The 26,522-nt window shown below is 59.9% G+C and carries 22 protein-coding genes and 1 pseudogene; 17 read left to right on the top strand and 6 right to left on the bottom strand.

Features of this window, described 5'->3' with window-relative positions:
• Positions 1–103: 103 nt before the first annotated feature.
• The 3 genes from P3T23_RS23325 (at position 104) to P3T23_RS23315 (ending at position 5,931) form a co-directional block, all read left to right on the top strand.
• Positions 104–1,594, top strand: coding sequence for an efflux transporter outer membrane subunit (locus P3T23_RS23325; RefSeq protein WP_429318490.1), 1,491 nt, complete (start codon positions 104–106; stop codon positions 1,592–1,594).
• A gap of 110 nt (positions 1,595–1,704) precedes the next feature.
• On the top strand, positions 1,705–2,856 hold the full coding sequence (locus tag P3T23_RS23320; RefSeq protein WP_429318489.1) for an efflux RND transporter periplasmic adaptor subunit: 1,152 nt from the start codon (positions 1,705–1,707) through the stop codon (positions 2,854–2,856).
• 12 nt (positions 2,857–2,868) lie between these two features.
• Positions 2,869–5,931 (top strand): efflux RND transporter permease subunit, encoded by a 3,063-nt coding sequence (locus tag P3T23_RS23315; protein ID WP_429318488.1) that lies wholly within the window; start codon positions 2,869–2,871, stop codon positions 5,929–5,931.
• On the opposite strand, the gene P3T23_RS23310 is transcribed toward P3T23_RS23315, so the two are convergent.
• Positions 5,928–7,517, bottom strand: coding sequence for a methyl-accepting chemotaxis protein (locus P3T23_RS23310; protein ID WP_429318487.1), 1,590 nt, complete (start codon positions 7,515–7,517; stop codon positions 5,928–5,930). The two genes, P3T23_RS23315 and P3T23_RS23310, sit on opposite strands and share 4 nt — an antisense overlap.
• 304 nt (positions 7,518–7,821) lie before the next feature.
• On the opposite strand from P3T23_RS23310, the gene P3T23_RS23305 reads away from it, so the two are divergent.
• Positions 7,822–8,925: an MraY family glycosyltransferase gene (locus tag P3T23_RS23305; RefSeq protein ID WP_429318486.1), complete on the top strand. Its 1,104-nt coding sequence runs from the start codon at positions 7,822–7,824 to the stop codon at positions 8,923–8,925.
• A 35-nt stretch (positions 8,926–8,960) separates the two neighbouring features.
• Here the strand turns inward: P3T23_RS23305 and P3T23_RS23300 are convergent, their stop codons facing one another.
• The 5 genes from P3T23_RS23300 to P3T23_RS23280 all read right to left on the bottom strand — a co-directional run bounded on the left by P3T23_RS23300 (position 8,961) and on the right by P3T23_RS23280 (position 13,726).
• The gene (locus tag P3T23_RS23300; RefSeq protein ID WP_429318620.1) at positions 8,961–9,959 is read right to left on the bottom strand and encodes an MraY family glycosyltransferase; all 999 of its coding nucleotides are present in this window, start codon (positions 9,957–9,959) and stop codon (positions 8,961–8,963) included.
• Entirely contained in the window at positions 9,949–10,914 is a 966-nt protein-coding gene (locus P3T23_RS23295; RefSeq protein WP_429318485.1) for an NAD-dependent epimerase/dehydratase family protein, read from the bottom strand. The genes P3T23_RS23300 and P3T23_RS23295 overlap by 11 nt, the downstream gene beginning before the upstream one ends.
• Before the next feature lie 69 nt (positions 10,915–10,983).
• A complete protein-coding gene (locus P3T23_RS23290; RefSeq protein WP_429318484.1) occupies positions 10,984–11,151 on the bottom strand; it encodes a hypothetical protein in 168 nt (55 codons plus the stop codon).
• Positions 11,132–11,740, bottom strand: a complete 609-nt coding sequence (locus P3T23_RS23285; protein ID WP_429318483.1) for a glycosyltransferase — start codon at positions 11,738–11,740, stop codon at positions 11,132–11,134. Before P3T23_RS23285 ends, P3T23_RS23290 begins: the two co-directional genes overlap by 20 nt.
• A gap of 99 nt (positions 11,741–11,839) precedes the next feature.
• Positions 11,840–13,726: a polysaccharide biosynthesis protein gene (locus tag P3T23_RS23280; RefSeq protein WP_429318482.1), complete on the bottom strand. Its 1,887-nt coding sequence runs from the start codon at positions 13,724–13,726 to the stop codon at positions 11,840–11,842.
• Positions 13,727–14,223: 497 nt separating this feature from the next.
• Here P3T23_RS23280 and P3T23_RS23275 point away from each other — a divergent pair, with 497 nt between their 5' ends.
• From P3T23_RS23275 to P3T23_RS23215, 13 genes and pseudogenes are all read left to right on the top strand, one after another.
• Entirely contained in the window at positions 14,224–15,675 is a 1,452-nt protein-coding gene (locus P3T23_RS23275; protein WP_429318481.1) for a mannose-1-phosphate guanylyltransferase/mannose-6-phosphate isomerase, read from the top strand.
• A gap of 163 nt (positions 15,676–15,838) precedes the next feature.
• Complete coding sequence (locus tag P3T23_RS23270; protein WP_429318480.1) at positions 15,839–16,093, top strand: hypothetical protein; 255 nt, start codon at positions 15,839–15,841, stop codon at positions 16,091–16,093.
• Positions 16,081–16,242, top strand: a pseudogene (locus P3T23_RS23265) (glycosyl transferase family 1); the annotation flags it as partial. The gene P3T23_RS23270 and the pseudogene P3T23_RS23265, both read left to right, overlap by 13 nt.
• A 112-nt stretch (positions 16,243–16,354) precedes the next feature.
• Positions 16,355–16,498: a hypothetical protein gene (locus P3T23_RS23260; protein WP_429318635.1), complete on the top strand. Its 144-nt coding sequence runs from the start codon at positions 16,355–16,357 to the stop codon at positions 16,496–16,498.
• A 293-nt stretch (positions 16,499–16,791) separates the two neighbouring features.
• Positions 16,792–17,565 (top strand): glucose-1-phosphate cytidylyltransferase, encoded by a 774-nt coding sequence (rfbF, locus tag P3T23_RS23255; RefSeq protein WP_429318479.1) that lies wholly within the window; start codon positions 16,792–16,794, stop codon positions 17,563–17,565.
• Positions 17,562–18,632, top strand: a complete 1,071-nt coding sequence (gene rfbG, locus P3T23_RS23250) for a CDP-glucose 4,6-dehydratase (protein ID WP_429318478.1) — start codon at positions 17,562–17,564, stop codon at positions 18,630–18,632. Before rfbF ends, rfbG begins: the two co-directional genes overlap by 4 nt.
• An 11-nt stretch (positions 18,633–18,643) precedes the next feature.
• Positions 18,644–19,957, top strand: a complete 1,314-nt coding sequence (gene rfbH / locus P3T23_RS23245; protein WP_429318477.1) for a lipopolysaccharide biosynthesis protein RfbH — start codon at positions 18,644–18,646, stop codon at positions 19,955–19,957.
• An 11-nt stretch (positions 19,958–19,968) separates the two neighbouring features.
• The gene (locus P3T23_RS23240; protein ID WP_429318476.1) at positions 19,969–21,018 is read left to right on the top strand and encodes an NAD-dependent epimerase/dehydratase family protein; all 1,050 of its coding nucleotides are present in this window, start codon (positions 19,969–19,971) and stop codon (positions 21,016–21,018) included.
• On the top strand, positions 21,015–21,821 hold the full coding sequence (locus P3T23_RS23235; protein ID WP_429318475.1) for a transketolase: 807 nt from the start codon (positions 21,015–21,017) through the stop codon (positions 21,819–21,821). Before P3T23_RS23240 ends, P3T23_RS23235 begins: the two co-directional genes overlap by 4 nt.
• Positions 21,818–22,747 carry a transketolase family protein gene (locus P3T23_RS23230; protein ID WP_429318474.1) on the top strand — a complete coding sequence of 310 codons (930 nt, stop codon included), beginning with the start codon at positions 21,818–21,820 and terminating at the stop codon, positions 22,745–22,747. Before P3T23_RS23235 ends, P3T23_RS23230 begins: the two co-directional genes overlap by 4 nt.
• Complete coding sequence (locus P3T23_RS23225; protein ID WP_429318473.1) at positions 22,722–23,162, top strand: GtrA family protein; 441 nt, start codon at positions 22,722–22,724, stop codon at positions 23,160–23,162. Before P3T23_RS23230 ends, P3T23_RS23225 begins: the two co-directional genes overlap by 26 nt.
• Entirely contained in the window at positions 23,159–24,154 is a 996-nt protein-coding gene (locus tag P3T23_RS23220) for a glycosyltransferase family 2 protein (RefSeq protein WP_429318472.1), read from the top strand. The genes P3T23_RS23225 and P3T23_RS23220 overlap by 4 nt, the downstream gene beginning before the upstream one ends.
• A gap of 19 nt (positions 24,155–24,173) precedes the next feature.
• On the top strand, positions 24,174–26,462 hold the full coding sequence (locus P3T23_RS23215; protein WP_429318471.1) for a DUF7024 domain-containing protein: 2,289 nt from the start codon (positions 24,174–24,176) through the stop codon (positions 26,460–26,462).
• Positions 26,463–26,522: the final 60 nt, after the last annotated feature.

Here is a 26,522-nt window from a genome sequence, read left to right as displayed (position 1 = left end):
GAAGTGCGCCCAGACGCACGTGCGTTCTTTCCGTTTTTCTGAGAGGATCGCGGTTGTCGCAACGATGGGTTCACCCCGGTCGTACCCCTTATACGGTGGATCGATGAAGGGTTTTACTCACTGTACCAACCGGTGTCAGCGTTTGTGCGTCGCGCTCAGCGGCTGCGCTGCGCTGGCCGGTTGCATGGTCGGGCCAGACTATCGAACCCCGCCGGCGCCAGCGGTCGACACCTATACCGCCGCCCCGCTGCCTGCGCAGACAGCGTCCGCACCGGGTGCCTCCGGCCCGCCGCAGTCCTTTGCTAACGGGCAGGATGTCCCCGCCGCTTGGTGGACACTCTTTCACTGCGAACCCCTCGACGCGCTGATTCGCGCGGCGCTGGCCGACAGCCCCAATGTCGCCGCCGCGCAGGCGGCATTGCGACAGGCTCGCGAAAACTTCCTGGCACAGAGCGGCGCAACACTGCTTCCCGCAGTAGACGCCCAGGCGAGCGCCACACGCGAAAAAATCAACGGTATCGCGTTCGGCAACCCCGGATTCACCGAGGAATTCAATCTCTACAACGCATCCGTGAACGTGTCGTACAAGCTCGACGTGTTCGGCGGCTCGCGCCGTGAACTGGAAGCACTGCATGCGCAGATCGACTACCAGCAATTCGAGTTGCAGGCCGCCTACCTCGCGCTATCGGCCAACATCGTGACCGCCGCGGTCAGGGAGGCGTCGCTGCGTGCCCAGATCGAAGCCACCGAGCACATCGCCGAGGACGAGGACGCGCAACTGCAACTGCTACGCAAGCAGTTCGATCTCGGCGGCGTGAGCCGCACGGCGGTGCTCGCGCAGGAGACACTGCTCGCGCAGACGCGGGCGACCCTCCCGCCGCTGCGTCAGTCGCTCGACCAGGTGCGCCACCAGCTTGCCGTGCTGACCGGGAAGACGCCGGCCGAAGCAGCAGTGCCCGAATTCCGGCTCGAGATGTTTTCGTTGCCGGTGACGCTGCCCGTCAGCCTGCCATCCGCACTCGTCAGGCAGCGGCCCGACATCCTCGCCGCCGATGCTGTCCTGCATCAAGCCAGCGCGCAGGTTGGCGTCGCGACCTCGGCGCTGTATCCGCAGATCACGTTGTCCGCCAGTTACGGCTTCGAGGCGCTGACGCCCGCCCAGCTCTTCAAGGCAGGCAGCACGGTCTGGAGCCTGGGTGCCAGCCTGCTGCAACCGGTCTTCCACGGTGGGCAGCTGAACGCCCAGAAGCGCGCGGCACAGGCCGCCTATGAACAGGCTGAAGCGCAGTATCGGGAAACAGTCCTGCTCGCATTCCAGAACGTCGCGGACTCGCTGCGGGCGCTCGAACACGATGCGACCGGCCTGAAAGCGCAAACCGACGCCTGGCGCGCCGCCAGCGACTCGCTCGACCTGACGCGCTCGCAGTACCGCATCGGCGGCGTGAGCTATCTGTCGCTTCTCGACGCGCAGCGCCAGTACCAGCAAACCGTGTTGAATCTCGCGCAGGCGCAGGCATCGCGCTACGCCGACACCGCCGCGCTGTTTCAGTCGCTCGGCGGCGGCTGGTGGAATGCCGCGGCTCCGCCCAATTGACCGCACAACGCATCGAAAACCTCGCAGGACGCTCGCCTCGCCCCAGGCGCGACCTGTGCCGCTGAACAGGAAACATTCGGCATCCCGGGCACCGTTACAAGGACAAGTCGATGATCGGAAAACGACCGATGGCCAAACGAATGGTGATCATGCTGGTCTGTGTCGGCCTGCTGCTCGCGGCGCTCGTCGGCTTCAACCTGTTCAGGAATTACATGTTCGCGAAGTTCATGGCGAGCAATGCGGCGCCGCCTGCCACGGTGTCGGCAGCGGTCGCCAGCTATCAGTCCTGGCAACCCCAGCTCGCCGCCATCGGCAGCCTGCGCGCCGTGCGCGGCGTGGACGTGACCACCGAAGTCGCCGGGCTCGTGCGCGAGGTCGCGTTCAGTTCGGGGCAGGACGTCAAGGCTGGACAGGTCCTCGTCAGGCTGAATGCGGACTCCGACGTGGCGCTGCTCCAGTCGCTGCAGGCCGCCGCGGATCTCGCGCAGACCGTCTACGAGCGCGACCGCGCGCAGTACGACATCCGGGCAATTGCCAAGGCCCAGCTCGACGCGGACGCCGCCGACCTGAAGGGCAAGAAGGCCCAGGTCGCGCAACAGGCCGCGCTCGTCGACAAGAAGATCATCCGCGCGCCGTTTGCAGGGCGGCTTGGCATCACCACGGTCAATCCAGGCCAGTACATCAATCCGGGCGACGCGATCGTCACGCTGCAGGCTGTCGACCCGATCTACGCCGACTTCACCCTGCCGCAGCAGCAGCTCGGCCAGCTCGCGATCGGTCAGGCCGTCTCGGTCGACACCAATGCGTATGGCACACGTACCTTCAACGGCAAGATCACGTCGATCAGCCCGAAGGTCGACAGCGCGACGCGCAACGTGCAGATCGAAGCCAGCGTCGACAACCGCGAGCGCAAACTGCTGCCGGGCATGTACGCGAACGTGAAGATCGACGCGGGCGCCGAAGAGCGTTTTCTGACGCTGCCGCAAACGGCCATCACGTATAACCCTTACGGCGCGACCGTATTCGTCGTGAAGCCGGGCACGCGGCCCGACGCGCAAGGCAGGACGCTGCCCGCCGCCCAGCAGGTGTTCGTGACGCCAGGCCCCACGCGCGGCGATCAGGTCGCGATCCTGAAGGGCATCGAAGCCGGTACGCAGGTCGTGACAAGCGGACAGCTGAAGCTCAAAAACGGCACGTTGCTTGTCATCAACAATCGCGTGCAGCCGGCGGACAGTCCGAATCCCACGCCTCAGGAACAATAAAGAGGCCGCGCGATGACATTCACCGATCTCTTCATTCGACGGCCCGTGCTCGCGGCAGTTGTCAGCCTGCTGATCCTCGTGCTCGGACTGCGCTCGCTCGTGGCGCTGAAGGTCAGCCAGTATCCGCAGACCGAAAACGCCGTCGTCACGATAACGACCGCCTACTACGGCGCGAACGCCGACACGATCGCCGGATTCATTACGCAGCCGCTCGAAGCGGCGATCGCGCAGGCGCAAGGCATCGATTACCTGTCCTCGACGAGCAGCACCGGCGTATCGACCATCATTGCGACACTGCGTCTCAACTACGACTCGAACCGTGCGCTGACCCAGATCAACACGCAGATCCAGTCGGTGCGCAACCAGTTGCCGCCGCAAGCGCAGCAGCCCGTGCTGACGGTTCAGGTCGGACAGACCACCGATGCGATGTACATGGGCTTCTACAGCGACGTGCTGCCGAGCAACAACGTCACCGACTATCTGCTGCGGGTGATCAAGCCCACGCTCGATTCGATCGAAGGCGTGCAGACGGCCGAAATCCTTGGCGGCCGACAGTTCGCGCTGCGGGCATGGCTCGATTCGACGCGCATGGCCGCGCACGGCGTGACGGCCGCCGACGTCTATACGGCGCTCGGCAACAACAACTACCTCGCGACGCTCGGCACGACGAAGGGGCAAATGGTCAGCGTCGCCCTGAATGCGGGCACGGACCTGCATACGGTCGATGACTTCAAGCAGCTGGTCGTCAAGCAGAAGAATGGTTCGATCGTGCGCCTCGAGGACGTCGCGAACGTCGTGCTCGGCGCCGACAGCTATGACTTCAATGTCGCGTTCAGCGGCAAACGCTCGGTGTTCATCGGCATCAAGGTGGCGCCTACTGCCAACATCCTCGATGTCGCCAAGCGTGTGCGGACCGCCTTCCCCGCCTTGCAGAGGCAGTTTCCGACCGGCATGACCGGCGACATCGTCTACGACGCAACCGACTTCGTGAACACGGCGATCAGGGAAGTCATCAAGACGCTGGTCGAGGCACTGCTGATCGTTACCGCAGTGATCTTCCTTTTCCTCGGCAGTTTCCGCGCGGTCATCGTGCCGCTGATCGCCATGCCACTGTCGCTGATCGGCTCGTTCTTCGTGATGCAGTCCCTCGGCTATTCGATCAACCTGCTGACGCTGCTCGCGCTCGTCCTCGCGATCGGCCTCGTCGTGGACGACGCGATCATCGTCGTCGAAAACGTCGACCGTCACATGAAGCACGAAGGCAGAACACCCTTTGACGCAGCGCTGATTGCAGCGCGCGAACTGGGCGGACCGATCATCGCGATGACCGTCGTGCTGGTTGCCGTCTACGCGCCGATCGGTTTCCAGGGTGGACTGACGGGCGCCCTCTTCACCGAGTTCGCGTTCACACTCGCTGGGGCCGTTACCGTATCCGGGGTGATCGCGCTGACCTTGTCGCCGATGATGTGCTCGCGTTTCTTCCGGCCGGACCAGGGGGCCGGGCGCTTCGCACATTTCGTCGACCGGCAATTCGAACGGGTCCATCGCCGTTACGCCCGCATCCTGCACGCAACGCTCGACACGTGGCCCGTGTTTGCGCTGATGGGTGCGATGCTGCTCGCCGGCGCGGTCTACCTGTTCGCGACGTCGAAATCCGAGCTTGCGCCTCAGGAGGATCAGGGGATCGTGCTATCGCAGATCCAGGGACCGCCGAACGCAACGATCCAGCAGATGCAGATGTATGCCGACCAGGTGTTCGAGATTTCGAAGGCGCTCCCCGAGTATGCGCAGATGTTTCAGCTGACAGGCGCGCCGACCCTCAATCAGGGGATCGGCGGCGTGCTGTTCAAGACATGGGACCAGCGCAGCAAGGGCGCGACCGAGTTGCAGCAGGAGCTGCAGCAGAAGTGGAATCAGATTGCCGGTGCGCGTGTCGCTGCATTCCAGTTCCCGCCGCTTCCCGGCTCGCAAGGCTTGCCGGTGCAATTCGTCATCAGCACGACCGAGCCCTTCGAGAACCTCAACGAGGTGTCTCAGGCGGTTCTGCAAAAGGCGCGGGCGAGCGGGATGTTCTTCTTCGTTGACAGCGACCTCAAGCTCGACAAGCCGGAAGCCACGCTTGTCGTGGATCGCGACAAGGTCGCTTCGCTCGGACTCTCGCAAGGTGACGTCGGCCAGACGCTCGGCGCGGCGCTCGGCGGTAACTACGTCAATTACTTTTCGATCGCTGGACGCTCGTACAAGGTGATTCCGCAAGTGTTGCAGACCGACCGGCTCAATCCTTCGCAGGTGCTCGACTACTACCTGCATACGCCGGACGGAAGCGTCATCCCGGCCGGGACGGTCGCGCATCTGGAGCGCAGTGTCGTGCCCGAATCGATCAACCATTTCCAGCAGCTCAACTCGGCGACGATCTCGGGTGTCGTCGTGCCCGGCGTGTCGCAGGGCGAGGTGCTCGATTTCCTGCGCAAGGCGACCGCGCAGGTCGCGCCGGCAGGATATTCCGCGGACTACTCGGGGCAGTCGCGGCAGTTCGTGCAGGAATCGGGCGGCTTTGTCATCACGCTGATGTTCGCGACGATCATCGTCTTCCTCGCGCTCGCTGCGCAATTCGAGAGCTTTCGCGATCCCATCGTGATCCTGGTCTCTGTGCCGATGGCGCTCTTCGGGGCGCTCGTCTTCATCAACATCGGGCTGTCGACGCTCAACATCTATACACAGGTCGGACTCGTCACGCTGATGGGACTCGTCAGCAAGCACGGCATCCTGATCGTGCAGTTCGCCAACGAGCTGCAACGCGCCGGCAGATCGAAGCGCGAAGCGCTGGAGGAAGCAGCCGGCGTGCGGCTGCGTCCGATTCTGATGACCACGGCGTCGATGGTGTTCGGCGTCGTGCCGCTGGTGATCGCTTCGGGGGCGGGCGCCGCAGGACGTAACGCGATGGGGCTCGTGATCTTCACGGGGCTGTCGATCGGCACCCTCTTCACCTTGTTCGTGGTGCCGGCTATGTACATGTTCGTTGCCGCCGATCACCATCGCGGAGGCGAGGTAGCAAAAGGCGGGGAGAGTGTTTAGCGGTTGGCCCGCATCTGCGTTGCCGATCCTGACACCGATCCATCCAGCCGAAACACCGCAACTGCATCGCGCAGCACATCCGCCTGCGCTTCAAGCGATTTCGCCGCGGCCGCGGCTTCCTCGACCAGCGCCGCATTGTGCTGCGTGACTTCATCGATCTGGCCGATCGCCTTGTTGACCTGATCGATGCCGTCGCTCTGTTCGTGCGCGGCGGCTTCGATCTCGCTCATGATGCCGTTCACGCGGCTCACCGAATCCATCGCCTCCTGCATCGTCCTGCGAGCCTCGGCGACGAGCGACGCGCCCTGCTCCACCTTCGCGGCCGAATCGCCGATCAGCTCCTTGATTTCCTTTGCCGCCGTGCCCGAGCGCTGCGCAAGGCTGCGCACTTCCGACGCCACGACCGCAAAACCGCGGCCCTGTTCGCCCGCGCGGGCCGCTTCGACCGCGGCGTTCAACGCGAGAATGTTGGTCTGAAACGCGATGCCTTCGATCATGCCGATGATCTCAGCGACCTTGCGCGACGACTCCGTAATGCCGTCCATCGTCTCCGTCACGCGGGTCACGACGTTGCCGCCGCGCGTGACCGTCTCCAGCGCGCCATGCGCGAGGCGGCTTGCCTGCTTCGCATTGTCGGTGTTCTGCTTGACCGTCGCCGACAGCTGCTCCATGCTCGCCGCCGTTTGCTGAAGCGCGGCGGCCTGCTGCTCGGTGCGGCTCGACAGATCCGCGTTGCCCGAGGCGATTTCGTTCGCCCCCGTCGTGATCGCTTCCGTGCTGCCGCGCACCTTCAACACCGTGTCGACGAGGCCATCGCGCATCTGCATCAGCGCGGACAGGAGCTGGCCCATTTCATTGCGCGAGCGCGTCTTGACGGAGATCGTCAGGTCGCCGGCCGCGATGCTGCGAAAGTGCGAGATCGTCCGCGTCACCGGCTTGACCACCGCCGCCGACAGCCCTGCGCGCGCCATCACGCCGACCACGATTCCGATCACACCGATCGCGCCGAACAGCAGCGTCGCGAGGCGAAGGCGCTCCGCCGCAGTCTCGGCCTGGCGTTGACCTTCCACGGTCTGCAGGCGGTCGAGCGCGTCGATCGCTTTCGAATAGGCTGCGTAGTACGTGTTGGCCGTGTCGCCCTGGATCGTGCGGAAGGTGTTGAAGTCGTTGTCGCCGAGTGCCTTGAATTCAGGCTCGATCGCGCGGTCGACCAGCGCGGCGCGCGCCTGTTCGACGGCCTGCGCGAGCTGCTTTTCCTGGTCGCTGGCAAACGGTCCGCCTGCATAGCTGCGGAACGCCGCCGTCGACTCTTCAAGCACCTTGTGTGCGGCCGGCAGCAGGTCATCGGTCTGCTTGCCGACGCTGAAAAGCGTCTCGTAGCTGCCGAGCGCGAGGCGCACCTGCAGAAGCTTTTCTGAGCTTGCCTTCAGCTGCATCAGTGCGGACGCGCTGTGTTGTACTTCCTCCAGCCCACGGTTTGTCAGCTTGAGCGCGCCGTAGCCGACGCCGATCACAGTCAGCAGAAACGCGACGAAGACGCTGATAACCAGTGTCAAACCACCGCGGATGGTGATGTTGTTTAGCATTTTTTCTCCGGAACGTCCTGGTCGGATGGCAGTTACGCGTGGTCTCTTTGTGTGTGGTTCGCAACTCCCCGCATTCGGGGTAACGACGCTTTTCGAGCCCGGATAGATAGGGAATATCCACTAGTGGCGCGGCTTTCGGGGCGGTTTTGATCCAGTATCTGGGATAGTTCAGCGAGCGCTTTTTGTCCGCGGTTTTCAGACACCCGGGCGGCGCTGTTTTTTCGCCTGGAACTGACTGGCCCTGGATTCAGGGCGCGATGCGTTTCGTTTGTATAATTCGGCGTCTTCGCTCAGGCCCACTTTCATGCTCAGTTTTGCGCTCGGCTTTCTCATCTCACTGCTGGTCACGCTGTTGATCGTGCGCTACGCGCACTTGCATGAGAAGTTCTCCACCGACAGCGATCTGGCCGGCGTGCAGAAATTTCACGCGCGCCCAGTGCCGCGGATCGGCGGGACGGGGATTCTGCTTGGCCTGATCGTGTCGGCACTTCAACTACATCGGGCCTATCCGGCGGTGTCCGGCGGGATTCTGGGGCTGGTCGCATGCGGCATGCCGGCGTTCGCCTCCGGCCTGATCGAAGACCTGACGAAGCGTGTGTCGCCTTTGATCCGCCTGCTCTGCACGATGGCCGCTGCGGCGCTCGCCTACTTTTTTCTGAATATCGCCGTGACGCGCATCAGCGTGCCGCCGCTGGACTTCCTGCTCACCTATGCAGTGATTTCGTTTGCGGTCACGGTGCTCGCGGTTGCGGCTCTGGCGAATGCGATCAATATCATCGACGGCTTTAACGGCCTGGCTTCGATGGTCGCGTTCATGATGTTCGCGTCGATGGGTTACGTCGCGTTTCAGGTGCATGACCCGATCGTGTTGTCGGCGTCGCTCATCATGATGGGCGCGGTGATGGGGTTCTTTATCTGGAACTTCCCGGCTGGCTTGATCTTTCTCGGGGACGGCGGAGCTTATTTTATTGGCTTCATGCTCGCCGAGCTGTCGATCATGCTCGTGATGCGTAATCGCGACGTGTCGGCGTGGTATCCGGTGCTGCTGTTCATGTATCCGATCTTCGAGACGTGCTTTTCGATTTATCGGAAGAAGTTCATTCGCGGGATGTCACCGGGGATTCCGGATGGCGTGCATCTGCATATGCTGGTTTATAAGCGGTTGATGCGGTGGGCGGTGGGTGCGCGGACTGCGCGGGAGTTGACGCGGAGGAATTCGTTGACGTCGCCTTATTTGTGGCTGCTGTGTCTGATTGCTGTTATTCCGGCTACCTTGTTCTGGCGGCATACGGTGCATCTATTTTGCTTTGTGGTTGTGTTTGCGGCTACGTATGTCTGGCTTTATGCGAGCATTGTGCGGTTCAAGTCGCCACGGTGGATGGTGGTGAGGAAGGGGCGGCGGTCGTAGGGCGGTCTCTAACGGGTCTGCGCGCGCACTTGCCGTTACGATCGACTGGCGCTTCGCCAGAGGCAATCGATCCTCCAGCCAACCAGCCCCAGCGCCGCGTACCAGCACACCACTGCGAGCCACTGAGTCAAGGTCGACAGATGCAACGCAAACAGAGCGATTGCAGACCCGGCCAGCATCAGGCAGTAGTAGATAAGCGCCACACGGACGTGAGTACCGCACAGCTGAACGAGGCGCTGATAGTAGTGCTCCCTATGCGCCTGCCAGAATTTTTCTCCACGTGCGAGGCGACGTAACAGCGTTACGGTAGCGTCGGCAATAAACGGTGCAAAGACGAGCGCGGGAAACCAGATCGGCCATGCCTCGTGCTGCCAACCCCAGAATCCAAGGGCGCCAGCAAGGAAACCCAGCGGGATCGAGCCCATATCGCCGAGAAAGATCCTCGCGGGATTGAAGTTCAGCACGAGGAAGCCGAGCCCGGCGCCCGCCACGGCTGCAGCAGCCGCGGCCAGTTCAGGCTGGGACGGCGCGGCGGCAATCGCATAGCTCGCGAAACCGAAAACGGTCATCCCTCCGGCCAGGCCATTGGAACCGTCCATGAAGTTGTACAGGTTGACCAGCCAGACCAGCGCGACCACAAGCACGGCAGCGAACCACCAGGCCACGTCTACGACGCTCGTCGACACCGCGACGCCAACTACGATGACATGTGCCGCAAATCTCACTCGGGCGGAGAGATCGCGCCGATCGTCGATCTGCGAGACCACGGCAAGTATCGCGGCCCCGAACGCTATCCATCGCAACGATGGCGCGCACAACGCAATCAACAACAACGACGCCGGCACAACACCCCATCCACCGACGCGTGGTACGGGGCGCACATGCAACGAACGCTGGTTAGGAATATCGACGGCGATGTCCCATGCCCAACCCGTCCGCAGCAGTGTTACCAGGATGGCAAGGCAGAGAACCAGCGCTATCGCCGCGGTGGCGAGTAAAGAAAACGGGCTGTGCTGATAAAGGTTATTCAGCATGCCTGCCGCCAGTTCGATATGCACGCACGGTTTCCGCTAGTCCTTCGGAGACCGACCAGGGCGGCGTCCATCGGAGTTCGCTGCCAAGACGCCGGGCTTCCATGCGAAGCGGACCGGTTAGACGTTCGATCTGTGCCGTGCGACCTGTCAACCGCCCGAGCGCCCGCAACACGGAAACCGGAACGGATATCAGCCGGGCCGGCTTGCCAAAGGCCGCAGCGATTGCCCGAACCATGCCTGAAACCGACAGATCTTCGCCGTCGGTCACATGGAACACACCCTCAGTCCGTTCCGGCCGGGTAGCCAGCACACGAATCGCATCGGCCAGATTGCCGACGTAGACCATGCTGCGGCGCGCGTCGACAGCGCCGAGCGGCAAGGGAACACCACGTTCGATCGTTTTCATCAGGCTCTCGAAGTTCGCGCGCACGCCAGGCCCGTAAACAAGAGGAGGCCTGACGATAACGATCTCCATGCCGTTGGCTTGCCCAAAAGCTGTCAACGCCCGCTCCGCTTCGAGCTTCGAGATGCCGTAGGGATCGATCGGTGTCGCCGGATCGTCCTCGCGCCACGGACGGCCGGGCTCACCTTCGCCCAATGCCTTCACGCTGCTCACGAATATCAGCCGGCGGGCGCCTGCGCGAAGCGCTGCGCGCGCGGCGTTCATTGCTCCGTCGACATTCGCCGCTCGATACACGGCAAGCGGATCGGCGACGTTGTCCTGCATCACATGCACACGCGCGGCGAGATGAACAAGCACGTCACAATCGCCCATGTCCGGCTTGCCGTGCGCGATGCCTGCAAAATTGTCGTCGGCGATCAGGCATTCGCGGGCACGCGGCTCGCAGACTCCAGAGCGTCGAACGATCGCGATCACGTCGTGACCCGCGTCGCACAGCTGAGTGCTGAGCGCGCGGCCGACGAATCCGTTTGCACCACTCACAGCAATCTGCATATCCCTCTTTCCTCACCTGCCTGACGCCTCACGCCAGTTGTCCTGTCCAGCGCAAAATGCTGACCCGCGTCAGCCGGCCAGTCCACGATAAACATTCAAGGTCTGCTCAACCGTCGCGCCCCACGTCAGTTCGCCCGCTCGTCGCAGCCCCTTTGCAACCAGTTCCGCACGCAACGGCGCGTCGCGCAAGAGCCGCTCAAGGCCAGCCTCGATCTCTTCAATGGAATACGGATCCACTTCGAGCGCGGCGCCCGCTGTAATGGATCGGCACGACTTTCTCTTCCGGCACGCCATATATTTCGAGAATCTCGTTGCGCGTATAAATGCTGTCCGCAATGATCGTCTGTGCATGCCGAAGCGTACGTGGCAGCCCATGATCGAGGTAATCGACGGCGACCTTCGCATGGAGCTCGGGGTGACGCCGATGCGGCAGGTCGTGCACTGTCACGACCATCGGACCGTTGTAACGCGACGCGATGAAGTTGGTCCCATGGTAAATGTATCCGCGTCGGCCGAAATCACGACGAAGCGCACGCGACGCGTGATGCCTCACTACCGTGCGCATCCTGTACAGACCAGGCAGCCCGCGCGATTTCCGCAGCAAGGTCGCTTTCAGGCCATCGCTGAACTGTGCCGCCGCCTGCAGCGAGGTTTGATCCGTCATCAAGTCTGTCAGTGACGTGCCCGAGTACGCGGTGGACCCGACCCAACCTGCAACGTCTTCAACATCCGGCTGTTCCCGCAACCCCTCCAGCAGATGTTGTGTGTAATAGCCAATGCCGCTTCTGGGTGGCCGAAGCGAGTTGAGGTCGAAAAGCAGTGTCATGCGGGTGGCGTTTAGAGACGAATCCGGCAGGTCCAAAGGCAACGATGGCAGCTAAAGCCGCCATCGTACGACAGGAGGAAGAGAATTTCGAGGCCGGCGTCAACTGGACAGATTCGCCTGTCTGAGAACCGGTACGCTCTGCAGGGAGGGCGCCGAGGTCGGCTGGTATTCCGGCACCCATCGGCGCAGATCCCGCCGGACCTCCTCGTCGGGAAGGACCCGATGCTGCATCAGCCATGGTAGCAACTCGTCGAGCAGATTGTCAGGCACTTCGCGGGCCTGTGCGATTCGCAGTTTGGGATGCGGCGTACGCGTTGTCGTCTCGTCGCACGCCAGCAACTCTTCGTAAAGCTTCTCGCCCGGCCGCAGACCGGTAAACACGATACGGATCTGTTCCTCGCTGAATCCGTACAGTCGGATCAGGTCTCGCGCCAGATCCACAATCTTCACCGGCTCGCCCATGTCCAGAATGAAGATCTCCCCTCCCCGCCCCATGCTCGACGCCTGCAACACCAGTTGCGACGCCTCGGGAATGGTCATGAAGAAGCGCGTGATCTCGGGGTGAGTGACAGTCACCGGCCCCCCCTTGGCGATCTGCTGCTGGAACTTCGGAATCACGCTCCCCGCGCTCCCGAGGACGTTGCCAAAGCGCACCGTTTCAAACTGCGTGCGTTCGCTGGTCTGCTGCAAAGCCTGACAGGCCATCTCCGCCAGCCGCTTGCTCGCGCCCATCACGTTGGTCGGATTGACAGCCTTGTCGGTGGAAATCAGAACGAAGTGCTTCACGTCGTGACGAATCGCGGCTCGCGCCACGCGATAGGTGCCGAGAACGTTGTTGCGGACCGCCTGCCACGAGTTCAACTCCTCCATCAGAGGCACGTGCTTGTAGGCCGCTGCGTGGAACAGGATGTGCGGCGTATAGCGCGAGAGCACCTGATCGAGCAGCAGCGAGTCCTTCGCGTCGCCAATCGCCGGGATCACCGACAGACCAGGGAAACGCTCGCGCAATTCCTCCGTCAGCCGGTACATCGCATACTCGGACAGATCGAATGCGATCAGCTGGGCGGGCTCAAAACGCAGGATCTGGCGACACAACTCCGAGCCAATCGAACCGCCCGCGCCGGTCACCATCACCACGCGCCCGCGTAGCAGCGCCTCAACGTGCGGCATGTCGATCCTGACAGGCTCACGGCCCAGCAGGTCTTCGAGGTCGATCTGGCGCACCCGGGAAAGGAACGCCTGCCCCTGAGTCAGCGTCGTTAGCGCCGGCAGCACCATCGCGCGGACGCCAGCCCGCACGCACAGCGTGGCAACCCGCCTTTGCGCATCCACCGATGCTGAAGGGATCGCGATGATTGCGTCCTCAACCCTCAGATCTTCCGCCCAGCGCTGCAGGTCGCCAATTGCGCCGAGCACTTTATAGCCGTATATCTCGCGGCCCTGCTTGGCAGGATCGTCGTCCAGAAGGCCGACAAGGCGCCACTCGCTCGACCTTGACAACTCCCGGGCGAGGCTCGCGCCTGCCGACCCGGCACCCAGCACGATGACGGGCTTGCCTTGCGCGACGAGCCCGCCGTACCGGTAAAACTCCTTGGCCGCCCGATACATCGCCCGCGCCCCGCCCATCGCCAGGAATAGCAGCAACGGTGACACCAACAGCACCGAGCGCGGAATGATCGGCGAGGGCTGCAGCATCACCGAACCAATCATGACCACCAACGCGCCGGATGCAACGGATTTCGATATCCGCATCAGATCCGGAAGGCTTGCGAATACCCACATGCCCCGATACAGGCCGAATATGCGGAACATCGCTGCGTAGGTGATCACCACCCATACAAGTGCTGTCGTCCCACCCTGCCAGAACTCGTGCGGCACCGCTCCGTTGAACCGGATGGAATAGGCGGCGAGCCATGCTGCTGCCACCGCGCAGACATCAAATGCGAACGCGCTGAACGACAGCCACGAGGACTTGAATCGAAGCATTCCCGTTGGACCTCAAGGTTGTTCAGAACGGTTTAATTAAAAGGGACGTCGTTGCCGATCTGTAAGGACGTCGTTTCCGATTCGTAGAGAACCCTGCGAGAACGAGTACTATCCGCCAAAAATATTTTTGCGAGGACGCAGACAAGAAACTGTAAGGCCCGGCAATTCCCGCCATTATGCCCATACGGCGTAGCAAATACCATGCTTGCGGCGTGAGATCCGGCCATACCACCGGAACTCGTATCATCCGCGCGACGACCGCCGTGAGTGCGCCCCGCCCTCGCGCCGTACGCCTGCCCGTTGCCCACGGAAGGCCTCCAGCAAGGCTGCACGGGCCATTGGCAGCACAATACCGCCACATCGTGCAAGAGGCGACTAAAAATGCGAGTCGTCGCTGCAACATGAGTAACGAGATGTGTGCAAGCAGGCGACCGACGTTTCGAATTCCGCTAAAATCGCCGTCTGCAACGCTACTGATGCGCAATTTGAGCGATTCAATGAATATTATTCCCGTCATTATCTGCGGCGGCGCAGGCACCCGTCTGTGGCCGGTCTCCCGCGAGGCTTTTCCGAAACCGCTGCTCAGACTGGCCGACGGGCAAAGCTTGCTCCAGAAGACATTCCTGCGTGCGTCGCGGCTCGCGAACTCGAATGAAGTCGTGATTGTCACGAACCGCGAGACGTATTTCCTCACGAAAGATGAATGCGTCGAGGTAGAGTCCGACGTATCCCAGCTGGGCTTCATCCTCGAACCGGCCGCGCGCAATACAGCCGCCGCAATTGGCGTGGCAGCCGAGGTCGTGCGCGAACAGCACGGCGGCGACGCCATCATGCTGGTGATGCCCGCGGATCAATTGATCGAAGACGAAAAGGCCTTTGGCGTCGCCGTACAACACGCAGCCCGCTCCGCTCAGGAAGGCCGGCTCGTTACTTTCGGCATTCGCCCGACCGGGCCGGAAACCGGCTTCGGGTATATCGAATACGAAGCGAAGCCCTTGCAAGGCGCCGAAGCCGTTCACAAGGTCGTCCGCTTCATCGAGAAACCCGAACTTCATGTCGCCCAGGAGCTGGTCGCGGACGGCCGCCACCTCTGGAACGCCGGCATGTTCTGCTTCACAGCGGACACGATGCTGGCCGAGCTAGAACGTCACGCGCCGACCGTGGCCGAGCCGGCTCTTGGCGCTGTACGCGACGCGAAACGAAGCACATCGAACGACGGCTATGCGATCGAGCTCGATGCCGCGCAGTTTGGCAAGGCAGAAGACATCTCGATCGACTACGCGGTTATGGAGCGCTCCGACAACGTGAACGTCGTTCCGTGCGAGATCGGCTGGAGCGATATCGGGTCGTGGCTGTCGATCAGCGACCTTACCCCGGCCGATGAGCGCGGCAACCGGATTCACGGCGAAGCAGAACTGTACGATGTCGACAACTGCTTCATCCGTAGTGACGAACGCGTGATCGGTGTCGTGGGTGTGCGTGACCTGATTGTGGTCGATACGGCCGATGCGTTGCTGATCGCCGAGCGTGGGCGCGCACAGGATGTGAAGCAGATCGTCGCGAGGCTAAAGCGCGCGAACCACGACGCATATCGCCTGCACCGCACCGTGCATCGTCCCTGGGGCACTTATACGGTGCTCGAGGAAGGCGAGCGGTTCAAGATGAAGCGTATTGTCGTCAAGCCGGGAGCGTCGCTTTCCCTGCAGATGCACCATCATCGCAGCGAGCACTGGATCGTGGTGAGCGGTTGCGCGGACATCGTCAATGGCGACCAGATTATTTCGCTGCAACCGAATGAATCCACCTACATTCCTGCAGGGCACAAGCACCGGCTGATCAACCCGGGCGTGATGAATCTCGTGCTGATCGAGGTTCAGTGCGGCGAATATCTGGGCGAAGACGATATCGTCCGGTTCGAGGATGTCTACGGACGCGCCCCGGCTACCTGAGCCCCAGGGCGCATGCCTCGGGAGCCGCGACGCGGTTCCCGGCCCACTCCGACTCATGCTCCAGGATGGGCTCCCCGCCCTTTCCACACGGTGATCCGTGTAGCCGGACAACACCACCCAGCCGGATCCATGCGCGTTCTACATTTCCTACAAGCCGGATTCGATGGGCGGCGTTGAGGAACCGATCGGCCAGATATGTTCTGGTGCGGCTAAACGGGGCGTCACGAGCGAGGTGCTCACGGTCAGCAACGATACGACAAGTGTCGATTTTGGCGACCACATTCATCATCGCGCGAAACTCGATGTGGAGATTGCATCGTCGGCATTCCCCATGGCGGCATTCCGGCATTTCAGCCAACTTGCACGGCACGCCGACCTGATTCACTACCGTGGCCGTTCGCGGACGTGGATCATTTAGCCACGCGCGTGCGCAAGCCGACGGTGGTGACATACCACTCGGACATCGTGCGGCAGAAGGTGCTGCTGCAGTTCTATCGACCGTTGCGGGACCGGTTTCTCGCCAGCGTCGACAGAATTGTTGCGACGTCGCCTAACTACCTCGCGACAAGCGATGTGTTGCAGCGGTATCGCGAGAAAGTTGAAGTGATTCCGATAGGCCTTGATGAATCCACGTATGCGGTGCCTACGGACGAGAAGCTACGGTACTGGCGCGAGCGCGTTGGGAAAGCTTTGGAACGACAGTGCCCTCGCGGCCGATCTTGGCGTCAGCGCGCGTGCACGCTTCAAAGAGAATTTCACCGCGAAGAAGATGGTCGACAGTTATGTCGATCTCTATCAGCGATTGATCTTGTCGGCGGACTGAAGAAACAGGCTGCCCGCCGCACGCAGCGGCATGTTCGGCGGGCGCCTTCCCCACGCCCATCGTCAATGCCCCCCTTACACTATAATGCGCGGATTCCGGCGAGAACATTACTGAAGATTTCTAATGTAAGTACCCGCAATGCCGTGACTTGGAGCGCGCGTGCGCTCTCGGCGGACTGCGGCAGGATCGCTGCGCATTGCCAACTCTAGCGGCGCTCCGGAGGCGTCTGCCGCCAGCTTCCGCCGGCCCGATCATTGCTTGTCTTAACCTAGAGCGCACCCAACAGGATTTCGATGAAAGCTGTAATTCTCGCAGGCGGACTTGGAACCCGAATTTCCGAGGACACGGTCAATCGCCCGAAGCCAATGATCGAGATCGGCGGAAAGCCGATTCTTTGGCACATCATGAAGATCTATTCGGCATATGGTGTCAACGACTTCGTGATCTGTTGCGGTTACAAAGGCTATGTAATCAAGGAATATTTCGCGAACTACTTTCTTCATACGTCGGACGTCACGTTCGACATGCGTACGAACGAAATGCAGGTTCACCAGCAATACGCCGAGCCCTGGAAGGTAACGCTGGTCGATACTGGCGAGTCGACGATGACGGGTGGACGTCTGCGTCGCGTAAAGGACTTCGTTAAAGACGAGGAAGCGTTTTGCTTCACATACGGCGACGGGCTTGGCAATATCAACATCACGTCGCTCACCGACTATCACAAACAACGCGGCACACTCGCAACGCTCACCGCTACGTACCCGCCAGGTCGGTTCGGTGCACTCGACATTCAGAACAGCAAAGTCAGTTCGTTCAAGGAAAAGCCCAAGGGCGATGGCGGAATGATCAACGGCGGCTTTTTCGTGTTGTCGCCGAGGGTTATCGATCTTATTCCGAACGATGAATGTGTATGGGAGCGCGAACCGCTCGAACAACTCGCGAATCAGGGGCAGTTGTCGGCCTTCGAACATGAAGGCTTTTGGCAGCCGATGGACACGTTGAGGGACAAGACGCATCTCGAAGAACTTTGGCAATCCGGCAAGGCGCCGTGGAAGGTATGGGAATGAAGGACAGTTCGTTCTGGCGCGGCAAGAAGGTTTTTCTTACCGGGCACACCGGTTTCAAGGGCAGCTGGCTGACGCTCTGGCTGCAGGCTCTTGGTGCGAGCGTTACAGGGTATTCGCTTGCGCCTGAAACGTCCCCAAATCTGTTCTCACTCGCGCGTGTCGGTGACGGTATTGAGTCGATCATCGGCGACATCCGCAATCGCGACAAGCTGACGAACGCGATCAGGGCGGCAGCCCCCGAGATCGTCATCCATATGGCGGCGCAACCGCTCGTACGGGAATCCTACGTCAACCCTGTCGAAACGTACGAGACGAACGTACTCGGCACGGTCCACGTGCTTGACGCCATCCGCCAGGTACAGGGCGTGCGATCTGTCGTGATCGTCACCACGGACAAGTGCTATGAAAACCGTGAGTGGGATTGGGGATACCGCGAAAACGAAGCGATGGGCGGCTATGACCCATACAGCAGCAGCAAGGGCTGCGCTGAACTCGTTACCGCTGCGTATCGCAACTCGTTCTTTAATCCGTCGGCCTATCCGAAACATGGTGTCGCGGTCGCAAGCGCCCGTGCCGGCAATGTCATCGGAGGCGGAGACTGGGCGGCGGACCGGCTCATACCGGACATCATGCGTGCAATTGCCAGCGGGGAAACGGTCAACATCCGTAATCCACACGCGATCCGTCCATGGCAACACGTGCTCGAACCGCTCAGCGGCTACCTTGTGCTGGCGGAGAGCCTGTACACCGAAGGTACGCGCCACGCAGACGCCTGGAACTTCGGCCCCAATGATTCTGACGCGCAGCCCGTGCAGGCCATTGTCGAACGACTCACCTCACAGTGGGGCGATAACGCACGCTGGGTGCTCGACAATGGCGATCATCCCCATGAGGCTACCTATCTCAAGCTCGATTGCTCGAAAGCGCACGCCCGTCTGGGCTGGCGGCCACGGTGGGATCTCGGCCACACCCTTGACAACATCGTTGCCTGGTACAAGGCAGCCGCGCGCCAAGAGGACATGAGGGCCGTTACGCTCGCCCAAATCGACGAATACACTCAATCTTAAGTCTACCGATCATGAACAAAGATCAACTCCGCGAACAAATCATCCAGCTCGTGCAGCAATACGGCACGCTGGCAACTCAACGGCCCGAGTTCGAGCCTGGCCAGACCGTCGTCCCGCCTTCCGGCAAGGTGATCGGCGCGCGCGAGATGGAACTCATGGTCGAGGCGTCGCTCGACGGCTGGTTGACGACAGGTCGCTTCAATGACGAGTTCGAAAAGAAACTCGCTGCATTTCTCGGCGTTAACTACCTGATCACCGTGAACTCCGGTTCGTCAGCCAATCTCGTGGCGTTCTCGACACTGACGTCGCCCCGGCTCGGCGACCGTGCAATCAAGCCGGGCGACGAAGTGATTGGCGTTGCGGCAGGCTTCCCTACTACGGTCAACCCGATTCTCCAGTTCGGCGCAGTGCCTGTTTTCGTCGACGTGGAACTGGGTACGTACAACATCGACGCGACGAAGATCGAAGCTGCGATTTCGCCGAAGACAAAAGCGATCATGCTCGCGCATACGCTTGGCAATCCATACAACCTCGAAGTCATCGTTGCATTGTGCAAAAAGCACAATCTCTGGCTGATCGAAGACTGCTGCGACGCCCTTGGCGCGACCTACAACGGTCAGTTGGTCGGCACCTTCGGCGATATCGGCACCCTCAGTTTTTACCCCGCGCATCACATCACGATGGGTGAAGGCGGCGCCGTGTTCACCAATAACCCCGATCTCAAGCTCATCGCCGAGTCATTCCGTGACTGGGGTCGGGATTGCTACTGCGCGCCAGGCAAGGACAATACGTGCGGCAAACGCTTTTGCTGGAAACTGGGTAATCTGCCAGAAGGCTATGACCACAAGTACACGTATTCGCATCTCGGCTACAACCTCAAGATCACCGACATGCAGGCGGCGTGTGCGCTTGCGCAAATGGATCGACTCGAAGGTTTTGTGCAGGCGCGACGCGACAACTTCGCCTATCTGCACGATCGTCTGCAAAGTTGCAAGGACTTCCTGATTCTGCCGCACGCAACACCGAATTCCGATCCGTCATGGTTTGGGTTCCCGATTACGCTCAAGCCGGAAGCTGAATTCCGTCGTGTCGACCTGCTCGCCTATCTCGATCAGAACAAGATCGGCACGCGGTTGCTGTTCGCAGGCAATCTCACGCGCCAGCCGTACATGATCGGCCGGGAATATCGCGTAAGCGGCGAGCTGACCAATACCGACATCGTCATGAACCAGACATTCTGGGTCGGCGTGTACCCGGGACTGAGTCGCGACATGCTCGACTTCATCGTCGAAAAACTCGAGACGTTCCTCGGCGTCAATTTCTGATAGTTGAAGCCATGCGAAAGCCGCTGCCGCAGGAAGATCTCGATCTGGTCGTAGACAGAACCACAGAGGTCTGGTCTACGTTCGATCGGGCGCGGCTTTTCATTACCGGTGGGACTGGCTTCATCGGGTCGTGGCTGCTCGAAGTCGTGCAGCATGCCAACAGCGTGCACGGAAGCCGGATCGAGATCGTCGCGTTGAGTCGCGATCCCCAGAGGGCTCGCGAGCAGGCGCCCCATCTTTTCAATGCCCCGGGTGTGAACCTGATCAAGGGCGACGTCCTGGACTTCGATGAAGCTGATGTCGGGGCATTCGACCTTTGCATCCATGCGGCAACGGACGTGGCCGACCCGACGAAAACCGGCGACGCACTGCGAGCTTTCGATACAGGCGTACTCGGCACCCGGAAAGTACTGGACTGCGCGCAGGCGAATCAAGCGTCACATTTTCTTCTGACATCGAGCGGCGCCGTCTATGGCGCGCAGCCCGCAACGCTTGCACGTACTCCAGAGACCTTCGCGGGTGCGCCTGATCCACTCGATGTAAACACTGCCTATGGACAAAGCAAGCGTGCCGCCGAATGGCTCGCGTCGGCTTACGCGCAACACGGCGATCTGAACGTCTCTATCGCGCGAATCTACGCGCTTTTGGGACCAGCCATTCCCCTTGATGGACCATTCGCAGCAGGCAACTTCATTCGCGATGCGCTAGCCGGACGGCAAATTGCGATCAAGGGCGACGGGCGGCCGCTCCGCAGCTATCTCTATATGGCCGACGCTTGCGTATGGCTTTTGCGCATGCTTTTGTCCGGCGGGCGCGGCCAGGCCTACAACGTTGGGTCCGAACGCGAGATTTCGATTATCGATCTCGCCAGGGCGGTCGAACGCCTGTGCGGGTCAACCGCTGTGGCCGTGCCTGCCGCCCCCGCCCAAGCCGGTCCAGCGCCGCGATATGTACCGGATACGGCAAAGGCGCGCGAAGCGCTCAACGTTGACGAATACACCCCGCTAGAACTGGCCCTGTCCAAGACGATCAACTGGAACCGCTCGGCGGTCACGGCATGAAAAAATTCGACGCACTTCGCGTCCGCAAAACCATCCTCGATATGGCGTTTGCGGGTTCGACAGTTCATATTGGTTGCGCATTTTCGATTGTGGAGCTTCTTGCGGTGCTCTATCGGAATCACTTGCGCTTCGACAGGAATGACCCGCACTCCGCGAGCCGCGATTACATGGTATTGAGCAAGGGGCATGGCGTCATGGCGCAATACGCTTGCCTTCATGAAATCGGCTGGTTGCCGGACGATGAAATTGCTCATTACTTCGGGAACGGAACGCGCCTTAAAGGCTTGGCCGATGCTCACGTACCAGGCGTCGAGGTTACCGCCGGTTCGCTTGGGCACGGGTTGTCGGTTGGCGTTGGTCTCGCGCTAGGCGCGAAGATGAACAAGACGGATCAAATGTGCTACGCGCTCGTCGGCGACGGCGAGTTGAACGAAGGCGCGATCTGGGAGGCAGCGCTGTTCGCCGCGCAGTTCAAGCTCGACAATCTGGTGGTTATAGTCGACGTAAACGGCTATCAGGCTATGGGAACGACCGACGAGGTCATGAGCCTTGGCGACATTGAGGCAAAGTTCGCCGCATTCGACTTCGACGCCGTGACTATCGACGGCCACGACGAGGCAGCGATCGATAGCGCCTATGAGAGTTTAAAAGCCCGCAAGAATGGACGGCCTAAGGCGTTGGTCGCGAAAACGATCAAGGGGAAAGGCGTGTCGTTCATGGAACACGACAACATCTGGCACTATACGCGGCTCAATCCCCAAACCTACCAGGCTGCCGTTGCGGAACTTGGAGCCAAGGCATGAGAGACGCATTTTCGAACGCGCTGGTCGCCGCCGCGAGAAAAGATCCCAAGGTGCTCCTGTTGACGGGCGACCATGGATACGCACTCTTCGACCCCTTTCGGAAAGCCTGCCCTGATCAGTATCTGAATTGCGGTATCGCTGAGCAGAATATGGTCGGTGTCGCAGCTGGGCTTGCGAAGGCGGGCTTCCGCCCTATCGTTTACGGTCTTGCCGCATTCGTACCCATTCGCGTGCTCGAACAGATCAAGATCGACGTTTGCTACGAAGAGTTGCCCGTCACCTTCATTGGCGACGGCGCGGGCGTTGTCTATGCGCAGCTCGGAGCGAGCCATCAAAGTACCGAAGATATTGCCGCGCTTCGCGCGGTACCGCAGATCTCCATCTATTCGCCCGGAGACCGGTTCGAATTGACGGCTTGTGCGGAGCACATCTTCCGCAATCCCGGTCCGGCATATCTTCGCATGGGCAAGGCCGATCTCGGAGACGTCCATACTGCTCCTCTCACCAGTTGGACGAAAGGTGATTTGATCCCGCTGACCAACACCGACGCGCCTTATCTTTTCATCGGCACCGGGTCAGGGGTCAAGCTTGCGCAGAAGGCGGCAGCCGCACTTGGCAATGCGGACGTAGTCTCTGCGCCGTGCCTGAAACCCTTCCCGGCCGAGACTTTGCGAAAGCTGGCACACGGCCGCGAAGCGATTGTCACGTTTGAGGAACACTCGATCTACGGCGGACTCGGCGGCGTAGTTGCCGAGACGCTGATGGGCCAATACCTTGGAACGTTTGTTCGCGTAGGCATACAGGACCGGTTCAGCATGCTGTGCGGTAACTACCCATTTCTCATGGAAAGTCACGGTCTGGCCCCCGAGGCCGTGGAAAACCAGATCAGAAAGGCACTTGATGCAAGCGTCCAATACCAACGGTGAGCGTACTGACGCCGAGGCGGTAGCTGTGTCGAGTCGCGAACCTGCCTCGAAGACCGCGTATCAGCTCTTCCGATTTCTGGTCGTTGGCGGTCTTAACACCGCCTTTGGCTATTCATTGTTCGCGGCCCTGACATATGTCGGAGTCGGATACCCGATCGCGATCGGTCTTGCAACGATCGGCGGTGTATTGTTCAATTTTCAGAGCGTAGGCCGACTGGTTTTCGACGGTGCACCTCGGTCGCGCTTCTGGAGGTTCGTTGGCGTCTACTGTTTTATCTATCTCGTCAATCTGGGTGGCGTACGGTTGCTGTTGGGCATTGGAGCCAATGTCTACGTCGCAAACGGCATCATGCTGATCCCCCTCAGCTTGCTCGCCTTCATTCTCAATCGTCGGTTTGTTTTCAACTTGACATGAAGCATATTACGGTCGTCACTCCCTGTTTTAACGAAGAGGAGAACGTTGAGGCGGTTTATAGCGAAACGCGCCGTATCTTCTCGACAATTCCGGACGTCACCTACGATCATCTTTTCATCGACAACGCGTCTACAGATACGACTGTGAGCAAGCTGCGCGACATCGCAGCCGTTGATCCTGCCGTGAGCGTGATAGTCAACGCGCGAAATTTTGGTCATATTCGCTCTCCGATGTATGGACTGTTGCAAGCCAAGGGAGACGCCGTCATCCTGCTAGTCGCGGATCTTCAGGACCCGCCGGAGCTGATGCGTGATTTTGTACAGAACTGGCTTGCGGGCGCACCAATCGTAATCGGCGTGAAGCCTGAAGCAAAGGAATCGGCACTCTTCTTCGCCATTCGTCGCATGTACTACCGTCTGGTTACACGGATTGCGAACGTTAAGCTCATCCAGAATTTTACGGGTTTCGGGCTCTACGACCGCAAGGTCATCGAGATCCTTCGTCAAATCGACGACCCGTATCCGTACTTCCGTGGCTTGATCTGTGAGATTGGCTTCGATGTCGTCTCGTTGCCCTACGTGCAACCGCGGCGCAAGCGTGGTATCTCAAAGAATAATTTCTATACTTTGTATGACATCGCGATGCTCGGCATCACCTCGCACTCGAAGGTGCCGCTCAGACTCGCGACCATCTCTGGATTCTTCCTTTCGGGTATCAGCCTGTGTGTGTCGCTGACCTATCTCGTGTTGAAGTTGATGTTCTGGAACAGCTTCTCGCTGGGCAGTGCCCCGATGCTCATCGGGTTGTTCTTTTTCTCTTCCGTACAGCTATTTTTTATCGGGCTACTGGGCGAGTACGTCGGTGCAATCCTTACCTATGCACAGAAGCGACCCTTGGTGATCGAGCGGGAAAGGATTAACTCAACCGTGCCGCCTCGCGTACCGGAGCAGTTGGGTCGGACGCAAACGGACTCGGTCGCACCCAACGCATAACTATCAAAGAACTCAGCCCGTGACAGATCTCACTGTAAAAAATACACCGGTTATGCATTCGCGCACGAAGGATAAAGTCTGGAGTTGTGTCATCCCGTGCGCGCTCGGGGCTCTTTCACTTCTTGCTTGTTGGCTGCTCATTGGAGGCAGGCATTTCGACCTACGTGTGCCGTTGACCTATTCGAGCGACGGGCCGTTAATCCTCTTGTTGATAAAACGGGCGATGGAAAATCCATGGATCTTCCATTCCAGCGCATTGGGAGCGCCGTTTGGCTCATATCTCTACGACTACCCTGTTCCTGACTCAGGGAGTCTTCTCGTTCTAAAAGCATTAGGCATCGCATCCGGCAGCGCTGGAATAGCGTTAAATCTCTACTACCTCCTCGGATATCCGATAAACGCGGTTGCCGCGTATTTTGTACTGAGAAGCTTCGGAATCTCCCGCGCATTCAGCTTTGTCGGCGGTTTCACATTTACGCTACTGCCATTTCATTTTCTCCGGGTCATTCACCTTTTTTATACGTGGTACTTTGCCGCTCCGATATTTATCTGGTACGCATGTCGAGTCTACAGTGGAAATCTGAATTTCCTGGATAAAAATCGCGGTCTTCTTGAACGCTCGGTTCACGCAATAGGGCTGCTCGCCCTTTCCTGCTTTGGCGTCTACTATGCATTTTTTGGCATATTAACGCTCTTGACCGCTGGCGCCGCGCGATATATGCATACTCGTTCAATCAAATCTGTCAGCGCCGCCATCCTTGCTGTGACGATTGTGACGGTTGGCATCGCGGCGAACGTTACGCCCAATTTGATCGATCGGGTTGAGCATGGCGTAAACGCCGAAACCGCGCAGCGATCTCCAGCCGAAGCCGAGTTATATGGATTGAAAATCGATCAGCTCCTGCTGCCCCGGCCCGATCATCGATTTATGCCATTTTCCAGATTGAATGAAGAATATTCGACTACCTTCCCTCTCGTAAACGAAAACAAAACTGCATCGCTTGGACTTATCGGAAGCGTCGGCTTTCTCGCTCTACTGATTATTCTGATTTCACCAAGAAAAGAACAACCAACCCATGAACGGTTATATATCCTTGCTCTGTTGACGCTTTTCCTGGTTCTGTTCTGCACCGTTGGTGGATTTTCAGCGCTTTTCAGCATCTTAATCAGCCCGATGATTCGGGCGTGGAATCGTGTAAGCGTATTCATCGCATTCACCTCTATCTGTGCTGCTATGCTCCTAGCCGATCAACGAATCGCGAAGTACAAGACCCGCACCCATTTCACCGTCCTGACGACGGGTGTCGCAGTCTTTCTGTGTGCGACGGCAATCTGGGATCAGACAACGGCACCTTGCCTGCCCTGCTTGAAAGAAAGCCAGGCCGCGTTTCACAGTGACGCTCAGTTCGTCGCCGCAATTGAGAGGCGCGAACCCGGCAACAGCGCAATCTATCAGCTCCCGTATGTTCGATTTCCGGAGACCCCGCCAATAGACCGCCTCCAAACGTACGACCAGGCCCGTGGGTATCTGCACTCGTCTTCGTTGGCGTGGAGTTACGGAACCATGAAAGGCCGCCCCGGCGATCTGTTCTTTCGCGCGCTGTCACTCGAACCGCTTAAGCGGCAAATTGATGTCGCCAGACGAATGGGCTTCGGCGGTCTGTACGTGGATAGACGCGGCTATGCAGACAATGGTGCCGAGGTTGAAGCCGAGCTAACGCGCTTGCTAGGCGCCCCGCCGACATCGGTCAGTGAGAACGCAAACCAGGTTTTCTTTGATCTGCGAGCCAAGGATCACGCCGTCGCTCAACTCCCGCGTGATCTGTCTCCCGAACAGATCATGGAGCGGGCGGGCTTTATTGTGAATGCGTTAGGCGAGAGATACCAGGGCACGCTCTCTGATGGCATCGATTTTTCGCGCCGCGGCGCCCCGACTTTTCTGTCCGACCTGAGCGGTTTGTCTGCACAAGAGAACTGGGGACGATGGTCTGACGCCAATGTCTTTCCGTACGTGAGCCTACGTTTTGTTCAGCCACTTCCCAAACGCTTCATACTCCACGTGCGCGTCCAAGCGTTTGGACCCAACGCCGACAAACCAGCGAGCATAGTGATCGGGCAGCAAACAGAAACGTTTTTGCCAACAGCCGATATGCGTGAGTTTTCCTTGCCGTTTAACAATCTGAATGGAGCGAGTCTGATCGAGATTCATCCATCTCTGCCCACTTCTCCGCGGGAGCTTGGACTGAGCACCGATGGCCGTAAGTTAGGCATTGGCGTTCAAAAGCTGTGGATTGAAACAACTCCCTAGGACATGCGGCTTTCCAGCCATGTCAGCGCGACGTAACTAGCGGACCTGACTAGCTTGAGA

Origin of the sequence: Paraburkholderia sp. GAS448, assembly GCF_050435685.1 — a bacterium.
Lineage (GTDB): Bacteria > Pseudomonadota > Gammaproteobacteria > Burkholderiales > Burkholderiaceae > Paraburkholderia.
The sequence above is the reverse complement of the archived record's forward strand: the minus strand, read 5'-3'. Positions and strand labels throughout refer to the sequence as shown.